Source organism: Nocardiopsis deserti, from assembly GCF_008638355.1.
Taxonomy (GTDB): domain Bacteria; phylum Actinomycetota; class Actinomycetes; order Streptosporangiales; family Streptosporangiaceae; genus Nocardiopsis; species Nocardiopsis alborubida.
Genome location: NZ_VWVS01000001.1, coordinates 210,904 through 232,216, shown reverse-complemented (window position 1 = coordinate 232,216; position 21,313 = coordinate 210,904). Strand labels below are relative to the sequence as shown.

The 21,313-nt window shown below is 70.8% G+C and carries 20 protein-coding genes; 10 read left to right on the top strand and 10 right to left on the bottom strand.

What is annotated here, in order from left to right:
• Positions 1–12 precede the first annotated feature (12 nt).
• Together FYW99_RS10740 and FYW99_RS10735 are read left to right on the top strand one after the other, a co-directional pair.
• A complete protein-coding gene (locus tag FYW99_RS10740; RefSeq protein WP_150251875.1) occupies positions 13–2,076 on the top strand; it encodes a fumarate reductase/succinate dehydrogenase flavoprotein subunit in 2,064 nt (687 codons plus the stop codon).
• Positions 2,073–2,864 (top strand): succinate dehydrogenase/fumarate reductase iron-sulfur subunit, encoded by a 792-nt coding sequence (locus FYW99_RS10735; protein ID WP_150251874.1) that lies wholly within the window; start codon positions 2,073–2,075, stop codon positions 2,862–2,864. Before FYW99_RS10740 ends, FYW99_RS10735 begins: the two co-directional genes overlap by 4 nt.
• A 157-nt stretch (positions 2,865–3,021) precedes the next feature.
• On the opposite strand, the gene FYW99_RS10730 is transcribed toward FYW99_RS10735, so the two are convergent.
• The 4 genes from FYW99_RS10730 to FYW99_RS10715 form a co-directional block, all read right to left on the bottom strand.
• On the bottom strand, positions 3,022–3,690 hold the full coding sequence (locus tag FYW99_RS10730; protein WP_150251873.1) for a hypothetical protein: 669 nt from the start codon (positions 3,688–3,690) through the stop codon (positions 3,022–3,024).
• Positions 3,691–4,182: 492 nt separating this feature from the next.
• Positions 4,183–4,356, bottom strand: coding sequence for a DUF397 domain-containing protein (locus FYW99_RS10725; RefSeq protein ID WP_150251872.1), 174 nt, complete (start codon positions 4,354–4,356; stop codon positions 4,183–4,185).
• Positions 4,357–4,384: 28 nt separating this feature from the next.
• Positions 4,385–4,558, bottom strand: a complete 174-nt coding sequence (locus FYW99_RS10720; RefSeq protein WP_150251871.1) for a DUF397 domain-containing protein — start codon at positions 4,556–4,558, stop codon at positions 4,385–4,387.
• On the bottom strand, positions 4,555–5,316 hold the full coding sequence (locus FYW99_RS10715) for a helix-turn-helix domain-containing protein (RefSeq protein WP_150251870.1): 762 nt from the start codon (positions 5,314–5,316) through the stop codon (positions 4,555–4,557). The genes FYW99_RS10720 and FYW99_RS10715 overlap by 4 nt, the downstream gene beginning before the upstream one ends.
• Positions 5,317–5,475: 159 nt before the next feature.
• Between FYW99_RS10715 and FYW99_RS10710 the strand changes: the two genes are divergently transcribed.
• A complete protein-coding gene (locus FYW99_RS10710; RefSeq protein WP_223838923.1) occupies positions 5,476–5,793 on the top strand; it encodes a hypothetical protein in 318 nt (105 codons plus the stop codon).
• Between the two features lie 33 nt (positions 5,794–5,826).
• The gene (locus FYW99_RS32825) at positions 5,827–5,952 is read left to right on the top strand and encodes a hypothetical protein (RefSeq protein ID WP_263364055.1); all 126 of its coding nucleotides are present in this window, start codon (positions 5,827–5,829) and stop codon (positions 5,950–5,952) included.
• Between the two features lie 217 nt (positions 5,953–6,169).
• Here FYW99_RS32825 and FYW99_RS10705 read toward each other — a convergent pair whose 3' ends face one another.
• From FYW99_RS10705 to FYW99_RS10690, 4 genes are all read right to left on the bottom strand, one after another.
• Positions 6,170–6,502 carry a hypothetical protein gene (locus tag FYW99_RS10705; RefSeq protein WP_130395169.1) on the bottom strand — a complete coding sequence of 111 codons (333 nt, stop codon included), beginning with the start codon at positions 6,500–6,502 and terminating at the stop codon, positions 6,170–6,172.
• 178 nt (positions 6,503–6,680) lie between these two features.
• On the bottom strand, positions 6,681–7,316 hold the full coding sequence (locus FYW99_RS10700; protein ID WP_150251869.1) for an MBL fold metallo-hydrolase: 636 nt from the start codon (positions 7,314–7,316) through the stop codon (positions 6,681–6,683).
• Between the two features lie 103 nt (positions 7,317–7,419).
• Positions 7,420–8,403 (bottom strand): adenylate/guanylate cyclase domain-containing protein, encoded by a 984-nt coding sequence (locus FYW99_RS10695; protein WP_061082235.1) that lies wholly within the window; start codon positions 8,401–8,403, stop codon positions 7,420–7,422.
• Positions 8,404–8,649: 246 nt separating this feature from the next.
• A complete protein-coding gene (locus tag FYW99_RS10690) occupies positions 8,650–9,510 on the bottom strand; it encodes a biotin--[acetyl-CoA-carboxylase] ligase (protein ID WP_130395172.1) in 861 nt (286 codons plus the stop codon).
• 183 nt (positions 9,511–9,693) lie between these two features.
• On the opposite strand from FYW99_RS10690, the gene FYW99_RS10685 reads away from it, so the two are divergent.
• Positions 9,694–10,248 carry a Uma2 family endonuclease gene (locus tag FYW99_RS10685; RefSeq protein ID WP_317846988.1) on the top strand — a complete coding sequence of 185 codons (555 nt, stop codon included), beginning with the start codon at positions 9,694–9,696 and terminating at the stop codon, positions 10,246–10,248.
• A gap of 78 nt (positions 10,249–10,326) precedes the next feature.
• On the opposite strand, the gene FYW99_RS10680 is transcribed toward FYW99_RS10685, so the two are convergent.
• On the bottom strand, positions 10,327–12,972 hold the full coding sequence (locus tag FYW99_RS10680; protein WP_223838922.1) for a phosphoenolpyruvate carboxylase: 2,646 nt from the start codon (positions 12,970–12,972) through the stop codon (positions 10,327–10,329).
• Between the two features lie 300 nt (positions 12,973–13,272).
• Between FYW99_RS10680 and FYW99_RS10675 the strand changes: the two genes are divergently transcribed.
• From FYW99_RS10675 to FYW99_RS10665, 3 genes are all read left to right on the top strand, one after another.
• Positions 13,273–14,883: an acyl-CoA carboxylase subunit beta gene (locus tag FYW99_RS10675; protein ID WP_150251867.1), complete on the top strand. Its 1,611-nt coding sequence runs from the start codon at positions 13,273–13,275 to the stop codon at positions 14,881–14,883.
• On the top strand, positions 14,880–15,104 hold the full coding sequence (locus FYW99_RS10670; RefSeq protein ID WP_150251866.1) for an acyl-CoA carboxylase subunit epsilon: 225 nt from the start codon (positions 14,880–14,882) through the stop codon (positions 15,102–15,104). The genes FYW99_RS10675 and FYW99_RS10670 overlap by 4 nt, the downstream gene beginning before the upstream one ends.
• Positions 15,105–15,185: 81 nt before the next feature.
• Positions 15,186–16,955, top strand: a complete 1,770-nt coding sequence (locus FYW99_RS10665) for an acetyl/propionyl/methylcrotonyl-CoA carboxylase subunit alpha (RefSeq protein WP_150251865.1) — start codon at positions 15,186–15,188, stop codon at positions 16,953–16,955.
• A gap of 76 nt (positions 16,956–17,031) precedes the next feature.
• Here the strand turns inward: FYW99_RS10665 and FYW99_RS10660 are convergent, their stop codons facing one another.
• Positions 17,032–17,649 carry a Uma2 family endonuclease gene (locus FYW99_RS10660; RefSeq protein ID WP_394350358.1) on the bottom strand — a complete coding sequence of 206 codons (618 nt, stop codon included), beginning with the start codon at positions 17,647–17,649 and terminating at the stop codon, positions 17,032–17,034.
• 476 nt (positions 17,650–18,125) lie between these two features.
• Here FYW99_RS10660 and FYW99_RS10655 point away from each other — a divergent pair, with 476 nt between their 5' ends.
• Complete coding sequence (locus tag FYW99_RS10655; protein WP_150251864.1) at positions 18,126–19,568, top strand: dicarboxylate/amino acid:cation symporter; 1,443 nt, start codon at positions 18,126–18,128, stop codon at positions 19,566–19,568.
• Between the two features lie 171 nt (positions 19,569–19,739).
• Positions 19,740–20,984, top strand: coding sequence for a chemotaxis protein CheA (locus FYW99_RS10650; protein ID WP_150252240.1), 1,245 nt, complete (start codon positions 19,740–19,742; stop codon positions 20,982–20,984).
• The last annotated feature ends 329 nt before the right edge of the window (positions 20,985–21,313 follow it).

The window sequence follows — 21,313 nt, the reverse complement described above, 5'->3', positions numbered from 1 at the left end:
GGGCACGACCAGATGCCCCCCACAGCAGAACCCGGGGTCACCCGGTACGCCTACGACGTCGTGGTGATCGGGGCGGGCGGAGCCGGGCTGCGGGCCGCGATCGCCGCCCGCGAGCAGGGCAAGCGCACCGCGGTGATCTCCAAGTCGCTGTTCGGCAAGGCCCACACGGTGATGGCCGAGGGCGGCGCGGCGGCCGCCCTGGGCAACGCCAACCCCGACGACGAGTGGCGCGTGCACTTTCGCGACACCGTCCGCGGCGGCAAGTTCCTCAACGACCCGCGCATGGCCGAACTACACGCCCGCGAGGCGCCCGAGCGCATCCTGGAGCTGGAGTACTGGGGCGCGCTCTTCGACCGCACCGCCGAGGGCAGGATCAGCCAGCGCAACTTCGGCGGCCACGAGTACCCGAGGCTGGCGCACGTGGGCGACCGCACCGGCCTGGAGATGATCCGCACCCTCCAGCAGCGGGTCGTCGCGCTCCAGCAGGAGGACGCCGCGGAGCTGGGCGACCCCGAGGCGCGGATCCGCGTGTTCGCCGAGACCGCGATCACCCGCCTGGTCACCGAGGAGGACGGGCCCGGCGGCGGTACTGGCGGCAGCGCCGGTGCCGGTGGCAGTACTGGTGCCGGTGCCACGGCCGTGGACGCGGACGGGAGTGCTGACAGGGGCACGGCCGGGAGGACTCCGGGCCGGATCGTCGGCGCGTTCGGCTACCGCCGGGTGGACGGCGGGTTCGTCCTGTTCGAGGCGCCCTCGGTGGTCCTGGCCACCGGCGGCATCGGCAAGGCCTTCCGCACCACCTCCAACTCCTGGGAGTACACCGGCGACGGCCACGCGCTGGCGCTGCGGGCCGGGGCGTCCCTGATCAACATGGAGTTCGTCCAGTTCCACCCCACCGGGATGGTCTGGCCGCCGTCGGTGAAGGGCATCCTCGTCACCGAGTCGGTGCGCGGCGACGGCGGAGTGCTGCGCAACTCCGAGGGCAGGCGGTTCATGTTCGACTACGTGCCGGACGTGTTCCGCTCCCAGTACGCGGAGAGCGAGGAGGAGGCCGACGGCTGGTACGACGACCCCGCGGGGCACCGCAGGCCGCCGGAGCTGCTGCCCCGCGACGAGGTGGCGCGGGCGATCAACACCGAGGTCAAGGAGGGGCGCGGCTCGCCGCACGGCGGCGTGTTCCTGGACGTGTCCACGCGCCTGCCCGCCGAGGAGATCAGGAAGCGGCTGCCGTCCATGCACCACCAGTTCAAGGAGCTGGCGGACGTGGACATCACCGCCGAGCCCATGGAGGTGGGCCCCACCTGCCACTACGTGATGGGCGGGGTGCGGGTGGACGCCGACACCGCCGCCTCCGACGTGCCGGGGCTGTTCGCGGCCGGTGAGGTGGCGGGCGGCATGCACGGCTCCAACCGGCTGGGCGGCAACTCCCTGTCGGACCTGCTGGTGTTCGGGCGCAGGGCCGGGCTGGGCGCCGCGGCCTACGTGGACGGGCTCGGCGACCGGCCCGCACCGGCCGGACTCCTGGACCGGGTCGCGGCCGAGGCGTCCTCGTACGCGCTGGACTTCCTCAAGCAGGGCGGCGGCGAGAACCCGTACACGCTGCACACCGACCTCCAGGAGACCATGAACGACCTGGTGGGCATCATCCGCAGGGGCCCGGAGATGGAGCGGGCCCTGGAGCGGCTGGCGGAGCTGGAGGAGCGGTCGCGCATGCTCAGCGCGCCGGGCGACCGGGTGTACAACCCGGGCTGGCACCTGGCGCTGGCGCTGCCCAACATGGTCCTGGTCTCGCGCGCGGTCACCGCCGCCGCCCTGGAGCGCACGGAGTCGCGCGGCGGGCACACGCGCGAGGACTTCCCCGGCATGTCGGCCGAGTGGCGGCGGGTGAACCTGGCGGTGCGGGCCGACCGCGCCGACCGGGTGTCGCTGTCGCGGCTCGCGGTCGCCGACATCCCGGCCGGGCTGCTCGCCCTCTTCGAACGCGACGAGCTGGCCAAGTACCTGACGGAGGAGGAGCTGCCCACAGCGGGGGCGACGGGGGCGGCGGACGACGCGGCCGAGGAGGGCCAGTCATGAGCGAGCGTGTGTTCCGGGTGTGGCGGGGTTCGGGCGAGGGCGGGCTCGCCGAGTACCGGGTCGAGGTCAACGAGGGCGAGGTGGTGCTCGACGTGCTGCACCGCCTCCAGGCCACGCAGACCCCGGACCTGGCGGTGCGGTGGAACTGCAAGGCGGGCAAGTGCGGTTCGTGCTCGGTGGAGATCAACGGCCGTCCCCGGCTGTCGTGCATGACGCGGATGAGCGTGTTCGAGGACGACGAGGTGGTGACGGTGACGCCGATGCGCGCCTTCCCCGTGGTCCGGGACCTGGTGTGCGACGTGTCGTACAACTACCAGAAGGCGCGGGAGATCCCCTCGTTCACCCCGGATCCGGCCAAGGCGCCGGGCGACTTCCGGATGAGCCAGGCGGACGTGGAACGCCAGCAGGAGTTTCGCAAGTGCATCGAATGCTTCCTGTGCAACAACACGTGTCACGTGATCCGCGACCACGAGGAGAACAAGGAGCACTTCTCGGGGCCGCGCTACCTCATGCGGGTGGCGGAGCTGGAGATGCACCCCGAGGACACCGCCGACCGCAGGCTCATCGCCCAGGAGGAGTTCGGGCTGGGGTACTGCAACATCACCAAGTGCTGCACTGAGGTGTGCCCGGAGAACATCCGCATCACCGACAACGCGCTGATCCCGCTCAAGGAGCGGGTGGCGGACCGCAAGTACGACCCCCTGGTGTGGCTGGGGTCCAAGATCGGTGTGCGCCCGAAGGACACCCCGCCGGTGCCCAACGTCGGGCGGTACTCGGACCTGGCCTGAAGGCGGTCCCGTCCGCCGACCCGGGGCGCGTTCCCGGGTCGGCGGACGGGCGGGCGGACGGGGCGCGCACCCGAACCGGCCCCGCCGTGCCTCCTGGCCGGTGCGGCGGGAGGGTCGTCGGGGCGCGGGCCGGGGTCCTCCCCCGTCGGGGCGGCGTTCACGCCGTCGCGCCCTGCCGCTGCTGGAGCAGGAGGCGGATGCGGGAGGTCAGTTCGTCCCACTTACCGGGCTGAGCGGGTGCGGGCGCGGGTCGTGGGGGCCGGACGACGCCGAACTGGGGTGCGGGGCCGCCGAGCAGGTCACCGCCGGGGTCCTCCCGCCGCTGCCGGACGATGGCGGCGGCGCGTATCCGGGCCTGCTCGAACGCGCGGCGCACCTCCTCGGTCTCGGTCTCCCAGGGTGCAGAGCTACCGGGCGCGGGGCTGTTGGGCGTGGGGGTCTTGGGCCCAGGCTTGCGAGGTGCGGGAACCCGGGGCTCGGCGGCGCGGAGGCTTTCGTGGGCGGTGAAGTAGGGGCGTACGAGGGCGACTTCCTCGGCGTCGATCTGTTCGCTGGGCGGCCTGAGTCGCGGTGCGGGAACCCTGGTGCGCGCGGGCGTTTCGCGAGGCCCGGGAGACGCGGGAGGTCCGGGAGCCCCGCGGCGTGAGGGGGCCCGGTTCCGGCTGGCCTGTACGGGAGCGGCGGGCGGTGAAGGAGCGTAGCGGCGGACGCGGGTGGAGCGTCGTCGGCGGCCGACGACGGTGGAGTGGCGTCCGCACGGGGAGGAGAAGAACGCGATCAGCGGGCCGAGGGCACGGCTGAGAAGCGCAGCGCTAAACTGGCGCATGCTGGCAAAATCCTTGCTGTAAAGGTGGTTAGTTGCTGGCCACGACCCCGGGCGGTGGGAAACCGTCGCGGGGTCTTTCTGCGTATGGAGTTGTGTGTTCGGGTAGAAGAGTAGGGCACACGGAGCGTGATGGCGAACTTTTCTTCGAACCTGGTTCGAAAAAGCCACCCGGTCGGACATAAGCCCAGATCAGAGCGCACACCGGAAAAGGACAGGTGAGTTTTCACCCTCCACCAGACTTATCCTATTCGCCCGAATTGGAATCATTTGCGAGCGCCATGACGGACACGAAGAAGGGCAGCGCCTCCCGTGGAAGCACTGCCCTTCGTTGCGCGGTCGCTAGTGGGCTGGCCGAAAACGTTGCCGGTGTGACACGAGGGTCCCTGACCTCGGTGATCTTGCTACTGGTGCCACTGTGGACCGTCGACAGTGCCTCTGGGAGCAAGATCATCCCCGATATGCACGCCCCGGTGAACCTTTCCGGTCACCGCACTAGCCGTGGAGCTTGAGGGAGTCCACGAGCGCCGTCCACTCGCTGGCAGCGAACTCCAACTGCCCCAGCTCGCGGTTCTGGGTGTCGCGCACGTCCGCGCCTCCCGCGTGCTCCCGCGCTTCCACGCAGTTCGACCCGTTGGGGCTGTAGCTGCTCTTGTGCCAGTCGTTCATACCAACCCCCCGAGTGCCGGATGGGCTGTTACAGGCCCCGATCCAGTCCGGCCAGCAGCGCCACCCACTGACCCGCCGGGACCGTGATGTACCCATGCTGCCGGTTCTGGGTGTCGCGCACGTCCACGCCTCCCACGTGCTCGCGTGCCTCGACACAGTTCGATCCTGTCGAGCTGTAGGTGCTCTTGTGCCAGTCGTTCATGCGAGGTCCTTCAACGCATCGAGTGAGTGTCGGGCGGGGAGGGCCACCGCCAGAGCCCCCATGACGAGTGCTTGCAACCTTTCATGGGTTTCGGCTACGTGGATGACGTTACCGTCTGCATGATCACTGCTGATAGCCAGTTCCCCGGAGTGCAGCCGAAACGCCAGAAGCGTTGACGCTGGATCGACCAGGATCGAGCCCACCGGAACCAGATGAACCACGACCCGCCCCGAGCCGACAAGCTCCAACAGGTGCGCTACCTGCTCTTTCCTTACCGCATCATCGAAGCTGGTCAGAGCGGCCACAGGGAACACCGCTGTCACCCGGAGCCGGGGGAGTTTCGCGAGGCGTCCTGTGCGTAGGTTGGTGAGCTGGGTGATCTCCTCATCTGAAGCCAACGGCCAACCGGACCGGAACACGGCTGTGGCATACGACGGACTCTGGAGGTATCCCGGGACGAGTACGGGCGACACGATCTGGAGCGTGCGCGCGGCCTCCTCTATGCCGGACAATGTCTGGGCCCACTCCGGCAACGTCGTGCCCGCAGTAGCCTGACGCCACGCGGCCAACAGTTTCCCGTTGGCTTTCAGCTCGGCGTCCAGTTTTTCCGCCATCGGCAGTTGGGGCAGTGCATGCCCGTTCGTCCATCGGGAAGCCGAGGCCACGGACGTGTGAACACGGTGCGCGAGTTGCTTCTGGGAAAGCCCGTTCAGCTCTCGGAACTTGGTGAGCACATCGGAAAAAGGGGGTTCCGCCATACGCGAGAGGTTACGCCTGGGTTCCCCATCCCGTCAGGCGTTTGCCGAAACTCCGCAGACGGTGGAGGGACCTTTCTTCCAAGGCGCATGCTGATTCCGTGAAGGGCCGAGACTACCGACCGCCCTTCGCCCGACTCGGACGTGAGCAGTGGGAAAACGGTGAGCGCAGTGGCCTGGGAAGTCAGCGACGACCGCGCGCAGTACTCGGCCGCCCAGCAGCTCCACTCACTCCACCGCCGCCTCTGGTGGGTGATGTGGGCACCGGCGTCCCGGCGCTTCTTCGCCTTCTACCAGGGCGACGCCGAGTTCGCACCCCTCTCGGACGCCACCCCGCACGGGCTGGACACCCGGATCCGCCGTGCCCAGGCGACCATCGCCCGGGTCCATCCCAACGCGCACTGGCACTGCCCCGTGTCCGGGTGCGCGTGGACCTCCGTCAACCCGACGCTCCACGGGCCCTGTCCCCTGCCGGGATGAGCCCCCGACCCCCGAAACGGAACCGCACCCCCCGTGTCCACTCTCATCACCGACCTGCTGGTCGCCCTGACCGAGGTCCACCGGCTCGCCCTGACCATCGGCGCCCACGACGAGGCCGCCGACATCGCCCGCCTCATCGACACCCTGCGCATCCACTGACGAGCCTTCGGCAGCACGTTGACAACCGTCCGGTACTCGGGCACCGGATCGAAACCAGATCCGGACCGGGACCGCTGGCCGGGCCGGGACGGCCTTCCGAAGCGGTCGCCCCGGGCCCGGTCAGAGGGCGGAGCCGTCCAGCCGGAACGGGCCTCCGCCGTGCCCCCCGGGGGACGAGCTTCCCCAGCGGGTGTGGCGCCTTCGCCGTGTCCGGCTCCTACGCGGCGTCCCGCATATCCACCACGAACCAGTCACCGGAGTAGTGGACGGCGAAGCACCTGTACTCGGCGCGCTCCACCTCACCGGCGTCGTTCTCCGTGGTGGCGCTGGCGACGACCTCGTAATCCCACGAGTTCTCGTCGCTGGTCACGGTGATGTCGGAGGAGGTCTCGAACTCCGCGCTGACCAGGGACTCCCACGATCGCTCGACGTGCTCCTGGCACGTGTCCGCGGCCGTCTGCCTCTCGCTCTCGGCAGTGGGCTCGGGGCCGCACGCGGTGGCGGCCAGGGCGACGAGGAGGGCTGCGGGGGCGAGACGGGTGGGGTTCATGGTGCTCCGATCCAGAAAGTGCAATCCGAGCGTAGAGGACCGGTTCGGAAGAGTCTGATCGGCCCCGTTGTCCGGGACTGCCCCGGACGATCCCGGCTCGGCGGATGCCGGACCGGGCCTCGGGCGCCCCCGGCGGAGCGGCCCGCCCGGTGCCGCTCGGCGCCGACCAGTACCCGGCTCAGAACCCCCGTGCCGCCCAGGCGTCGAGGTTCTCGGCCGCCTCGGCCACGGTGGTGGACTCCCCGTGCCCGGGGTGGACGACCGTGTCCCGCGGCAGGCCCGCGAGGTGCTCGCGGATGGAGGCGATGATCGTCGGGAAGTCCGAGAACGGCTGACCGGTGGCGCCGGGGCCGCCCGGAAAGAGGGTGTCGCCGGTGAAGACCGCCCCGAGCGCGGGCGCGTACAGGCACACCCCGCCCGGCGTGTGGCCCGGGGTGTGCAGGACGTCCAGCTCCACTCCCCCGACCACCAGCGTCTCACCGTGCAGCAGCGGGGCGTCCGGCTCCCGGTGCGGGTGCACGCGGTGCCACAGCTCGGCGTCGTCGGGGTGCAGCAGGATCGGGCAGTCGGCCAGGTCGGCCAGCGCGACGGCCGCGTTGACGTGGTCGTTGTGTCCGTGGGTGGCCACGATGGCCATGAGTTCGCGGTCGCCCAGACCGCGGGCGATCGCCTCGTGGTCGTGGGCGGCGTCGATGACGATGGCGCTGTCGTCGTCTCCGACGATCCAGACGTTGTTCTCGACGTCGAACCCGTTGCCCTCAAGGCTGAAGACACCCGAGGTGCGCAGACGCTGGACGGGGGAAGGGGCAGTCACCGGTTCACCACCTGACCTCTCGCGGGCTGGTGCGACGCCTCCGAGCCTATCCCGGCGGGCTTCGGCGCACACGGTGGTCGGGCGGGGAAAAACGCGGGGGTTCTCAGCCCGCGGGCTCGAAGTTGCGGCGCAGGGCGTAGGGCTGGATGAGGCCGAGACCGTGCGCGTGCCGGGCGCGCACCCGCACCACCTGGAGGCCCTCCTCGTCGGTCAGGCTCTCGGCCAGGCTCTCGTCGATGAGGACCGTGCCGGGTCTGGCGAAGGAGGTCAGGCGGCTGGAGCGGTTGACGGTCGTGCCGAACACGTCGCCGTGCAGGGTCAGCACCGGCCCGGCGGCCAGGCCGACCCGGACGTCGGGCACCTCCACGTGGGTCTTGACGCCCGAGGCCAGGCGCAGCGCGATGTCGGCGGCCTCGGCCGGGGAGTCGGCGACGTAGAGGATCTCGTCGCCCAGGGTCTTGACGACCCGGCCTCCGCCGGAGGCGACGATGTCGGCGGCGGTGGCCTCGAAACCCTCGACCACCCCGGCCAGCTCGACCTCGTCGAGTTCGCGGCTCAGGGTGGTGAAGGAGACCAGGTCGGCGAACCCGACGACCAGCGGGTAGTAGTTGGGCACGGCGTCGTTGTCGGACATCACCGCGAGGGTACGGGCGGAGGAGGCCGCGAGCTGTCTGCGCCAGATGTGCAGCAGGAGCCGCTCCACGTCCGGCAGCAGCTCCTTGACCTGGTTCATCAGCGGGCTGACCGAGTCCTCCCCCTCCTGGTAGATGAGGGTGCTCAGTATGCTGGTCTGCCAGTCGGCCAGGCGCGCCATGGTCTGGCCCATCGCACGGGCGAAGCGGACCACGCCCTCCTCGTCCAGGACGCCCTCCTGGACGAGGGAGTTGGCGATGCGCAGCGACTCGACGTCGCTCTCGGCGAAGGTGACCGTGTCGTCGCCCTGGTTGGGAAAGCCCAGGGCGCGCCAGATGCGCCCGGCCAGCTCGTTGTCGGCGCCGGCGAGCTCGATCGCCTGCTCCCTGGTGTAGACCGCTTCACCGCCGAGCAGGGCGGACTCGATCGCTTTCGGGTCGGGACGCGACGGCATACGTTCTCTTTCACGGGCCATCCCCGCCGGGACGGGGAACAGTCACTTCGGCACCGGCCGACAATGCGGCACGGGGTTCCACTCCAGCTTACGCCCGCGGTTTCTCCCCTGACAGGGTGCCTGCCGACAGGCCCGCGCGGCCCGCGGTCGGCGGCGGCCGCACCCGGTGATGATCGCACACGGAAGGGTCGCCGCGGGAGTGCCCGAAGTCCCCTGTGGACGGCGGCGAAGGGCCCGGGGCGGGGGTCAGGAACCGGGGCGCACGTGGACGACGTCGCCCGCGCTCAGGGCCCGCTCCCCGCCGGGCCCGCGCACCAGCAGCTGGGCGTCGGCGTCGACGCCGGTGGCGGCGCCCTCCAGCACCCGGTCCCCGGGCAGGTGGACCCGCACGCGGCGCCCGATGGTGACGCACGCGTCCCGGTAGGCGGCGGCCAGCCCGCTGGCCTCGGCGTCGCCTCCGGCGGCGGTCCACACCGTGTACAGCTCCTCGAACTCACCGAGGACGGCGGCGAGCAGGACGCCCCGGTCCAGGGCGTCCGACCCCTCCCCGCGCAGGGAGACGGCGGTGTCCACGGGGAGTTCGGCTCGCTCCTGGGACACGTTGAGGCCCATCCCCACGACCACGCCGGGCTGACCGGAGGAGAAGTCGGCCTCGGAGAGGATGCCCGCGAGCTTGCCGTCGGCCGTCGCGGGCTCCGAGCGCAGGTGCGCGGGGACGATGACGTCGTTGGGCCACTTGAGCGCGGCCTTGACCCCCGTCACCCGGTGCACGGCGCCGACCGCGGCCACGCCCATGAGCGCGGGCAGCCAGCCCAGCCGGGCGACGGGCACCGCGGGCCGGACCAGGAGGGAGAAGGTGAGGGCGGCGCGCGGCGGGGTGGAGAAGCCGCGGCCGAGGCGTCCGCGCCCGGCGGTCTGGTGCTCGGTGACCAGCACGCTGCCGTGCGGGGCGCCCTCCACCGCGCGCGCCGTCAGCTCGGTGTTGGTGGACGCGGCCTCGGGGAGCACCTCGACCCGGTGCCACATGCCGCCCGGTCGGGCGAGGGCCGCGTCGAGGGCCGCCGCGTCGAGCGGGGGTCGCGGGAAGGGGTCGTGTGCGCTGGCCATGCCCCCATTACAGCAGCGCCGCAACCCTGTCCGGAAACCCCTGTGCGGCAAAGGGTAGCCCGTTAAGCTGAAACCAGCGCTTTGATGGTCGTGCGTTGCTACGTTCAGCTACTGGAGGTGACGCGACAGATGAGTATCGCGGAAACTGAGACGGCTCCCGGAACACCGTCTCACTGGGAGCTCATGTTGCGCACCTGGAAGGAGTTGGACCTGCCCGACGGGTGGCGGGCCGAGATCATTGAAGGCGGGCTCTTTCTTGTGGCACCCCCAACACGCGAACACGCCCACATCGTCTCCCTGATCCAAAGGGAGATGTATCGCGAGTTCCTGCGGGATGGAAGCGACCTCGCGGACGCGAGCCTCCATCAGACCCTTGATGTGCGCGTCCCCATGAGGACCGGCGTCTACATCCCCGACCTCGTGGTCCTGCCCTACTCGGCCATGGAGTACGACCCCGACAGCATGATGTCCGACGCCCTGCTGGTGGTCGAGGTGACGTCGAAGAGCACCGCGGACAAGGACCGCAAGCCCAAGCTCTGGGGCTACGCCCACGCCGGAATCCCCCTGTACCTGCTGGTGGACCGCTGGGACCCGCAGACCGGCGGGGGCGAGGTCACCCTCTACTCCGATCCGGGGAACGGCAGGTACACCAGCTCCACGAAGGTCCCCTTCGGCAAGGAGATCCACCTCCCCGAGCCGTTCGACCTCACCATCGACACCAGCGCCTTCCCCGAGTAACGGGCTCGGGCGCGCGAGGGCGCCCCGCGACCCCCTCCCGGGTGCGGGGCGCCCTCGCGCGTGCGGGCCGACCGGTGGTCAGCCGGTGTTCTGGAGTCCGGCGGCCACACCGTTGACCGAGAGCAGCAGCAGCCGCTCCAGGTGCTGCTGGTCCTCCTCCGACAGGGAGTCGGCCTCCTCGCCCCGCAGCGCCTCCAGGGCGCGCAGCTGGAGGTGGGAGAGCGCGTCCACGTACGGGTTGCGCAGGTCCACCGCGCGGGAGAGCACCGCCCGGTTCTCCAGCAGGCGGCTGTGTCCGGTCACCTTGAGCACCAGTTCGCGGGTGCGGTCGTACTCGGCGAGCACCAGCTCGGTCAGCTCCGGCCGCCCGCCCAGCGCCAGGTAGCGCTCGGCGATGTCGCGGTCGGTCTTGGCCAGGCTCATCTCCGCGTTGTCCAGCAGCGACGAGAACATGGGCCACTCGCGGTAGGCCGCCTGGAGCACGCCCAGGTCCTCCACGGCGGCCAGGCCCGTGCCCAGGCCGAACCAGCCCGGCAGGTTGACCCGCGTCTGGGTCCAGGCGAACACCCACGGGATGGCCCGCAGGTCGCCGAGCCCGCGCGCGGCGCCGCGCCGCGAGGGGCGCGAGCCCAGCCGCAGCTCGCCCAGCTCCTCCAGGGGGCTGACCCGGGAGAACCACACCGCGAAGTCCTCGGTGTTGATCAGCTCCAGGTAGGCCTCCTGGGCGGCGCGGGCGATGGTGTCGGCGTGGGCGCGGTACTCGCGCTCGGCCGAGCGCTCGCGCTCCTGGACGCCGTCGGTGGAGGCCATCAGCACCGCGTGGCCGACCTGCTCGATGTGGCGGCGGGCGATCGCCGCCTGCCCGTAGCGGGCGAAGATGACCTCGCCCTGCTCGGTGACCTTGAACCGTCCGCCGACCGAGCCGGGCGCCTGGGCGAGCAGGGCGCGGCTGGCGGGGCCGCCGCCGCGGCCGAGCGAGCCGCCGCGGCCGTGGAACAGGGTCAGGCGCACGTCGTGCTCGCCCGCCCACGCGGCCAGGCGGGCCTGGGCGTCGTAGAGGCGCAGGGTGGCGCTGACCGGGCCGACGTCCTTGGCGGAGTCGCTGTAGCCGAGCATGACCTCGATCCTGCGGCCGGTCTCGTCCAGGCGCCTGTTGACCTGGGGCAGCTTGAGCATGCCGTCGAGCACGTGCGGCGAGGCGTCCAGGTCGGCGCCGGTCTCGAACAGCGGGACCACGTCCAGGACCGGCACGCGTCCGGCGGGCAGGGCGTGGGTGGCCAGCTCGTACACGGCCGCGATGTCCTCGGCCGAGCGGGTGAAGCTGACGACGTAGCGTCGGCAGGCCTCCACGCCGAAGCGCTCCTGGATCCAGGCGATCACCCGGATCGTGGCGAGGACCTCCTCGGTGCGCTCGGACAGCTCCTTGCCCTCGCGCAGCTCGGCGAGCGCCGCGGCGTGCACCTCGCTGTGCTGGCGGATCTCCAGTTCGGCGAGGTGGAAGCCGAAGGTCTGCGCCTGCCAGACCAGGTGCTGGAGCTCACCGTAGGCCTGCCGGACCGCGCCCGCCCCGGCCAGGGACTCCTGCACGGTGCGCAGGTCGGCCAGGAAGGCGTCGGCGTCGGGGTAGGCCAGGTCCGCGTCGCGCTCGCGCGTGGCCCGCAGCCGGGCGGCGGCCAGCAGCAACAGCTGGCGGTGCGGCTCGTTGGGCGAGCGCGCCCCGATCTCCGCCGTCAGCTCGGGCTGTCCCGCCTTGGCCGAGGAGAGCGCGTCGAGCAGCGCCGGGCTGGCGGGGGTGAGGTTGGAGTAGGCGGTGAGGGTGCGGGCCACCTTGGTGCAGGCGGCCTCCAGACCGCGCAGCACGTGCTCGGACTGGATGAGCACGGCCTCGCGGGTGATGTCGGAGGTGACGTAGGGGTTGCCGTCGCGGTCGCCGCCGATCCAGCTGCCGTAGCGCACGAAGGGCGTGGCTCGGGGCGGGCGCACACCGGTGCCCTCGGGGTCGATGGCGGCGTCCAGGCTCCGGTAGACCTGCGGGATGACGGAGAAGATCGTCTCGTCGAACGCGGCGAGGGCGGTGCGCACCTCGTCGAGCGGATTGAGCCTGGTGTAGCGCAGCTGGGAGGTGCGCCAGAGCAGGTCGATCTCCTCCAGCAGGCGGCGGTGCGCCTCGGCCGCGGCGCTGCTGCCCTGGTGGGAGCCGTGCCAGGCCTCCAGTTGGGCGCTGACGCGCAGGATGGAGGTGGACACGGCGCGGCGGCGGGCCTCGGTCGGGTGGGCGGTGACCACGGGGTGGAACTCCATGCCCGCGACCAGCTCGTTGAGTCGTTCCTCACCCCCGTCGTCCTCGCGGATGGCGCGCACGGCCGCCGCGAGGGACTCGCGGGGCGGGTTGGCGGCGTCGTCGCGCTCGCGCAGGGCCCGCATCCGCTGGTGTTCCTCGGCCAGGTTGGCCAGGTGGAAGTAGACGGTGAAGGCGCGGGCCACCTGCTTGGCGCGCTCCAGCGGCCAGGCGGCGACGATCGCGGTGATCTCCTCCCCCGTGACCGATCCGTCGCGGGCGCCGATGACCGCTCTCCTGAGCTTCTCGACATCGGCGAGCAGATCCTCGCCGCCGCTTTCGGCGAGGACCGTTCCGAGCATCTCGCCGAGCAGTTTGACGTCATTCCTGAGCTGCTCGGGAACTTCCTGCCGTGCACTGTCGCGTTCTGCGCTTACCGCTGTCATGGTCACCGACCCTACAGAGATCGCACCCGCCGCCAGGTGCGCGGGGGCGCATTTCTGATGTTTTGCCCGCACGTTAACCATTGTTGCTCACAAGAAAGGGGAGCACATTTCCTCACGCGGTTTCGGCGATACCGCGTTCCGCGCCGAGGCTCCGCGCGCACGCTCCGTGCGCCTTCCTCGCCCTCCGGATCCGGGCTTCGGCGACGGGCCTGGTCGGAGCGGCCCCGCAGCATACCTACCCGTCGGTAACCCCGGGCTGGGTTCCCGTGTGACGATCCCTCGCGGTTAACCTGCGTAGTTATGGCCACCGAAGCCCCTGAACCGCTGTCCGCGGACGAGATCGACATCCACACGACCGCGGGCAAGCTCGCCGACCTGCAACGACGCCGGTACGAGGCCGTACACGCAGGGTCTGCTCGAGCCGTTGAGAAACAGCACGCCAAAGGCAAGATGACCGCCCGCGAGCGGATCGACGCACTGCTCGATCCCGGCTCGTTCGTGGAGTTCGACGCCCTGGCCCGACACCGCTCCACCAGCTTCGGCCTGGAGCACAACCGCCCCTACGGTGACGGCGTCGTCACCGGCCACGGAACGGTCGACGGGCGTCCCGTCGCCGTGTTCAGCCAGGACGTCACCGTCTTCGGCGGATCGCTGGGCGAGGTCTACGGCGAGAAGATCGTCAAGGTCCTCGACCACGCCCTCACCAACGGGTGCCCCGTCGTGGGCATCAACGAGGGCGGCGGCGCGCGCATCCAGGAGGGCGTGGTCGCGCTCGGCCTGTACGCCGAGATCTTCAAACGCAACACCCACGCCTCGGGCGTCATCCCGCAGATCTCCCTCATCATGGGCGCCGCCGCGGGCGGCCACGTCTACTCCCCCGCCCTCACCGACTTCGTCGTGATGGTGGACGAGACGTCGCAGATGTTCATCACCGGCCCCGACGTCATCAAGACCGTCACCGGCGAGGACGTCTCCATGGAGGAGCTGGGCGGCGCCCGCACCCACAACACCAGGTCGGGTGTGGCGCACTACATGGGCGCCGACGAGCAGGACGCGATCGAGTACGTGAGGACGCTGCTCTCGCACCTGCCCGACAACAACCTGGAGGAGGCTCCGCCGCTGCCTCCCGAGGACTCCCCGGGCGACGAGACCACCGACGCCGACCTGGCCCTGGACGCGTTCATCCCCGACTCGGCCAACCAGCCCTACGACATGCGCACCGTGGTCGAGGCCGTCCTGGACGACGGCGACTTCCTGGAGGTCCACGCCCAGTTCGCCACGAACATGGTGGTGGGCTTCGGCCGCGTGGACGGCCAGTCCGTCGGCATCGTCGCCAACCAGCCCATGAGCCTGGCGGGCTGCCTGGACATCGACGCCTCCGAGAAGGCCGCGCGCTTCGTGCGCACCTGCGACGCCTTCAACGTGCCGGTGCTGACCTTCGTGGACGTGCCCGGGTTCCTGCCCGGCACCGACCAGGAGTGGGACGGCATCATCCGCCGCGGCGCCAAGCTGCTGTACGCCTACGCCGAGGCCACGGTGCCCCTGGTCACCGTCATCACGCGCAAGGCCTTCGGCGGCGCCTACGACGTCATGGGCTCCAAGCACCTGGGCGCCGACGTCAACCTGGCCTGGCCCACGGCGCAGATCGCGGTCATGGGCGCCCAGGGCGCAGTGAACATCCTGCACCGGCGCACCCTGGCCGCCTCCGACGACGTCGAGGCCGAGCGCACCCGGCTCGTCGGCGAGTACGAGGACACCCTCCTCAACCCCTACTCCGCGGCCGAGCGGGGATACGTGGACGGGGTCATCATGCCCTCCGAGACGCGGGTCCGGATCGCCAAGTCCCTCAAGGCCCTGCGCAACAAGCGCAAGCAGCTGCCGCCCAAGAAGCACGGGAACATCCCGCTGTGAGCGCGCCGGAGAACCCGCCGCACCTGGCCGTGGTCCGCGGTGAGCCCACCGCCGAGGAGCTCGCGGCCCTGACCGCCGTGCTCAGCGCCCGCGCCCGGGCCGCCCGTGCGGCCGAGGAGCCCGCGCCCGAGCGCCCGTCCGGGTGGCGGGACCGCTCGCGCCTGGTGCGCGGCGCCCCGCCGCGTCCGGGCCCCGGCGCCTGGCGGCTGAGTACGCGATGACCCCGCCGTCCCCACACACAGACTCTCCAAGGAGCGGTCGGCGCACTGTCCGCCCCGCGCCGAGCAGAAGGATTTCCCACCGTGCGTAAAGTACTGATCGCCAACCGCGGCGAGATCGCCGTGCGCATCGCCCGCGCCTGCCGCGACGCCGGACTCTCCAGCGTCGCCGTCTACGCCGAGCCCGACCTGGACGCCCTGCACGTCAAGGTCGCCGACGAGGCCCACTCGCTGGGCGGCGCCACCCCGGCGGACTCCTACCTGGACATCGCCAAACTCCTGGCCATCGCCGAGGACTCCGGTGCCGACGCCGTCCACCCCGGCTACGGGTTCCTGGCCGAGAACGCCGACTTCGCCCAGGCCGTCATCGACGCCGGACTGACCTGGATCGGTCCGTCCCCCTCGGCGATCACCGCCCTGGGCGACAAGGTCCAGGCCCGCCACATCGCCCAGAAGGTCGGCGCCCCGCTGGTGGCGGGCACCGCCGACCCCGTCGAGTCGGCCGAGGAGGTCGTGGCCTTCGCCGAGGAGCACGGCCTGCCCATCGCGATCAAGGCCGCCTTCGGCGGCGGCGGGCGCGGCCTCAAGGTCGCCCACACCCTGGACGAGGTCGCCGACGCCTACGAGTCCGCGGTGCGCGAGGCGGTCACCGCCTTCGGGCGCGGCGAGTGCTTCGTGGAGCGCTACCTGGACAGGCCCCGGCACGTGGAGACCCAGTGCCTGGCCGACACCCACGGCAACGTCGTGGTGGTCTCCACCCGCGACTGCTCGCTCCAGCGCCGCCACCAGAAGCTGGTGGAGGAGGCACCCGCGCCCTTCCTGTCCGCGGAGCAGATGGAGCGGCTGCACACCTCCTCCAAGGCCATCCTGGCCGAGGCCGGGTACACGGGCGCGGGCACGTGCGAGTTCCTGGTGGGCGTGGACGGCACCATCTCCTTCCTGGAGGTCAACACCCGCCTCCAGGTCGAGCACCCCGTGACCGAGGAGGTCACCGGGATCGACCTGGTCCGGGAGATGTTCCGCATCGCCGACGGTGAGGAGCTGGGCTACGGCGACCCCGAGGTGCGCGGGCACTCCTTCGAGTTCCGCATCAACGCCGAGGACGCCGGACGCAACTTCATGCCCGCGCCGGGCACCATCACCGAGCTGAGCCTGCCCGGCGGCCCGGGCGTGCGCGTGGACACCGGCTGCGAGGCCGGGTTCACGGTGCCCCAGGCCTTCGACTCGATGGTCGCCAAGCTCGTGGTGACGGGCCGCACGCGCCAGGAGGCGCTCCAGCGCTCGCGACGCGCCCTGGCCGAGTTCACGGTCGGCGGGATGCCCACGGTGATCCCCTTCCACCAGGCCGTGGTGAGCGACCCGGCCTTCGCCCCGGTCGACCCCGGGCAGCCGTTCGGGGTCTACACCCGCTGGATCGAGACCGAGTTCGAGAACACCATCGAGCCGTGGTCGGGCACCCCGGGCGAGCCGGTCGGGGCCGAGCGCGAGAGGGTCACGGTCGAGGTGGGCGGCAGGCGCGTGGAGGTGGTGCTGCCCGCGGGCCTGGGCGCCTCGGCAGCCGCCCCGGCCGCGGGCGGCCAGCGCCGCGGAAAGCGGGCCGCGCGCAGGGGCGGCGGGAACACCGTGGCGGTCGGCGGCGACTCGCTGGTCTCGCCGATGCAGGGCACCGTGGTCAAGCTGGTGGCCGAGGAGGGCCAGCAGGTCGCCGAGGGCGACACCGTGGTCGTCATCGAGGCCATGAAGATGGAGCAGCCGCTCAACGCGCACAAGGCCGGGACGGTGACGGGCCTGAGGATCACCGCGGGCGAGACCGTGGGCAACGGCGCGGTGGTCTGCGAGATCAAGGACGCCTAGCGTCCGCGCCACGCGCGGGCGAAGGGGGAGGGGGAGGGGGAGGTACCGGCAGCCGGTGCCTCCCCCTCGCACGTGGTCAGCGGTTCAGGATATCGGTCAGGTCGAACTCCAGCTTGAGGGGCGCGGAGGTCCTGAGTTCCTGACGATGTGCGATCGGTCGTCCGTAGTCGCCGGAGGGGTTTGCCGGATCCTTCTCGTACTCGTAGACCACCGCGTCGTCTCCCTCCTGCTCGACCCTCCAGAAGAACCGGACGCCCGCACGGGCATAGAGCTGGGGTTTGCGCTCACGGTCCCTGATCACCGACTCCGGCGAGACGACCTCGACCGCGAGTTCCACCGCTTCGGGGGGAAACCACGTCTGTTCCAACCTCGCGAAGGCGTCCGCCCGTACCAGCATCAGATCCGGCTCTGGCCGCTGCCGTTCACCCAGTCTGACCGAGAACTCCCTGGCCAACCGAAGACCGCTGGGAGCGTGCGCCTTCAGCGCGTCTCCCAACAGTTCGAGGAAGAGCATGTGGAACAGCTTCTGGGGGCTCACCAGCACCAGACTTCCGTCGATGAGTTCGGTGTGGGGCGGAAGATCCGGGATGCGGTCGAGGTCCTCGGCGGTGAACCCGTCCTGCGGCGGCATCGGGAGCAGTACCGCACCATCGGTCTCAGGGTCCGGGCGTACTGCCACGGCTGGAACGGACATGTCACGGTCTCCGTTCGTCGGATCGTTCTCGTCGCCCACGGTAGCCATCACTGTCACCCCGTAACGGTGTTTTCCACAGATTGTCCCACCCGGCCTCGCCCCTGGAGTGATCCTCGACGCATCCGCGCCGGGCGGAACGCGCCGCAGCGCCCGTGGAGTGGACGATGTGGCGCCAGGGACAGCAAGTTGTCGACACCCGCGTATGGAATAGATAAGGAACGGACGTTATTGTCCTTGTCTGTGACGAACATCTGGGGACTGACGCGACGGTGGCACATCGACCTGTGCCGCCGCGGCTCTCAGGCGTGTCGCTAGGTTCACGCGCGCCCTTCCGGGCAGCGCGCCGCGCACCCTTCCCCGCGTCACCATCCCCTCGGTGATGCCCGCCGTTTCCCGTGCCGGAAACCCCGGCGGCGCCGACCGCTCCGCCGTACGTACCCCTCCGGCTGCCTTCACCACCACTGGAGTCCCATCCCGTGTCCGCACAGAGCACAGACGCGCCCAAGAAGCGCAGAACCCTCCGTTTTCCGTTCGCGGCACAGGTCCTGGCGGGCCTGGTCCTCGGCGTCGTCCTGGGCGCCGTCGCCTTCCAGCTCAGCCCGCCCGCCCCCGAGACCGGTGACGCCACCAACTGGCTCGCCGTCACCCTCGACACCGTCGGCTCGACCTTCGTCACGCTGCTGCGGACCATCGTCCCGCCGCTGATCGTCCTCGCCGTCATCTCCTCCATCGCCAACCTGCGCAACGTCACCAACGCGGCGCGGCTGGCCTGGAAGACCCTGCTGTGGTTCGGCGGCACCGCCCTGGTCGCGGTGGGCATCGGCATCGCCCTGGGCCTGCTCGTGCGGCCCGGCGTCAACAGCGGCGTGGACGCCACCACCGCCGCCGAGCCCTCGGGCACCGGCTCCTGGATGGCGTTCATCGAGAGCATCGTCCCCGCCAACTTCCTCGGCCTGGGCGCGAGCGTGTCCTCCGCCGACGACGGCAGCTTCAGCGCCTCGCTGGACTTCAACGTCCTCCAGCTGATCGTCATCGCCATCGTCCTGGGCATCGCCGCGATCAAGGTCGGCAAGGCCGCCGAGCCCTTCATCGCCTTCACCGACTCCGCGCTCCAGATCGTGCTCAAGGCCCTGTGGTGGATCATCCGTCTGGCCCCGATCGGCACCGTGGGCCTGCTCGGCAACGCCGTGTACAGCTACGGCTGGACCACCATCGGCGCCCTGGGCAAGTTCGCGCTGACCATCTACATCGGCCTGGCGCTGGTGCTGTTCGTCGTCTACCCGGTGCTCGCCCGCCTCAACGGCCTGTCCCCGGCGAAGTACTTCAGCGGCGTGTGGCCCGCGGTCCAGCTGGCCTTCGTGTCCCGCTCCTCGATGGGCACCATGCCCGTCACCCAGCGCGTGACCGAGCAGAACCTGGGCGTGCCGCGCTACTACTCCGCGTTCGCCGTGCCCTTCGGCGCGACCACCAAGATGGACGGCTGCGCCGCCATCTACCCGGCGATCTCGGCGATCTTCATCGCCCAGTTCTTCCCCGGGATCAGCCTCGGCCTCACCGACTACCTGCTGATCGTGTTCGTGTCGGTGATCGGTTCGGCCGCGACCGCCGGGACCACCGGCGCGACGGTCATGCTGACCCTGACCCTGTCCACCCTGGGCCTGCCCCTGGAGGGCGTGGGCCTGCTGCTGGCCGTCGACCCGATCCTGGACATGGGCCGCACCGCAGTCAACGTGGCCGGTCAGGCGCTGGTCCCGACCATCGTCGCCAAGCGCGAGGGCATCCTGGACGTGGCCCGCTACCACGCGCCGCGCGACGCCTCCGGCTTCGTGCCGCTGGACGAGGCGCACGACGACGTCGAGGGCGAGGTCGGCGAACCCGGTGTGCAGAAGGTTCCCGCCGGGGCCTCCGGCCAGGGCTGACACGCCTCTCCCCCGTCCCCAGCGGCCCGCCGGAGCGCTTCCGGCGGGCCGCGCCGCGTGTACGGCCGGTGAGATCCGGCACAGGGGGAACCCCGCGGGGGCACCCGTTCGTCTAGGTTGGAGAGGGAGGCGAGAGGAACGATCATGTTGCGCCGCTTGGTAACACCCACAGTGCTGACCGCCGGACTCGCGGCGGCGATGGTGAGCGCCGCGGTGGTGCCCGCCTCGGCCGATGCCCAGACCCAACCGCCCGAGTCCCAGGCGATCGCCGAGGAGCTCGGGAACGACAACGTCTTCGTCGATCCGAGCATCGACGCGATCCCCGAGGCCGAGCAGGGAATCCTGGAGACGACGGCCGCCGACGCGGACGTCCCCGTCTACTACGTGATCCTGCCCACTGACAGCATCTCCTCCCAGGCCGGTCTCGACGCCCTGATGAACCCCGTCATGGACGAGGTGGGCGACGGCGTCTACGGCGTGTTCGCGGGTAGCCAGACCTTCCAGGTCATGTCCCCCAACGTCGAGGACACCGAGGCCATCCGGGAGATCGCCATGCGGGAGGGCGGTGGCAACCAGGTCGACACCCTCGTCGCCGTCCCCGACGCCGCCACCCAGGTCGAGGAGGCCGAGCAGGCCGGGGCCACCTCCGGGTTCGTGCTCCTCGGGCTCCTGCTGGTGATCGTCGCCGCGGGCGGCTGGTTCGTCTACAACCAGCGGAAGAAGCGCGAGGCGGAGAAGGCCAAGCAGCTGGAGGAGATCAGGCAGATGGCCACCGAGGACGTCGTGCGCCTCGGTGAGGACGTCGCCCGGCTGGAGATCGACGTCTCCAAGGTCGACGACGCCACCCGCAACGACTACTCCCAGGCCATGGACGCCTACGACCAGGCCAAGGCCCAGCTGGACAACATCCGCGAGCCCGAGCAGGTCCGTCTGGTCACCAGTTCGCTGGAGGACGGCCGGTACTACATGACCGCCACCCGGGCCCGTCTCCACGGCGACCCGGTGCCCGAGCGGCGCGGCCCCTGCTTCTTCAACCCGCAGCACGGCCCGTCCGTGGAGGACGTGACCTGGGCCCCGCCCGGCGGCGCGCCCCGCGAGGTCACCGCCTGCGCCGACTGCGCGCGTGCGGTACGCACCGGCGGCCAGCCCGACGTCCGCCTGGTCGAGGTGAACGGCCAGCGCCGCCCGTACTACGACGCCGGTCCGGCCTACTCGCCCTACGCGGGCGGCTACTTCGGCACGGACATGATGATGGGTATGTTCACCGGCATGATGATGGGCTCCATGATGGGGTCGATGATGGGCATGGGTATGGGCATGGGCGGCGGTGAGGTCGGCGCCGGAGAGGACTTCGGCGGAGGCGACTTCGGAGGCGGGGACTTCGGGGGCGGCGACTTCGGCGGCTTCGACTTCTGAGGGTCGGCTTCTGGGGGTTCGGCTTCCGCCCCACCCGCAGTCGACAGAACGATGAAGGGCCTCGGGCCCCGGGCACCCCGCCCGGGGCCCTTCCCGTGTCTTCCACGTTTTCCACAGGTGGTGGTTGGGGCTGGTCGTGGGTGGTGTGGTGATGGTTTCCTGGAAATAGGGGGGATCCCACCCCTGCGTGTTTTGGCATGCCTTTAAACACCCGGGCCCGGCACCCCAAGGGAATTAATGGATTGAGGGGCAGGGAGGGGCCGTCATCAGGTTCCCTCCCTACGCCATTCCTGCCAGGGGTTGTTGGCGGCAACGAAAGCGCGCCCGCT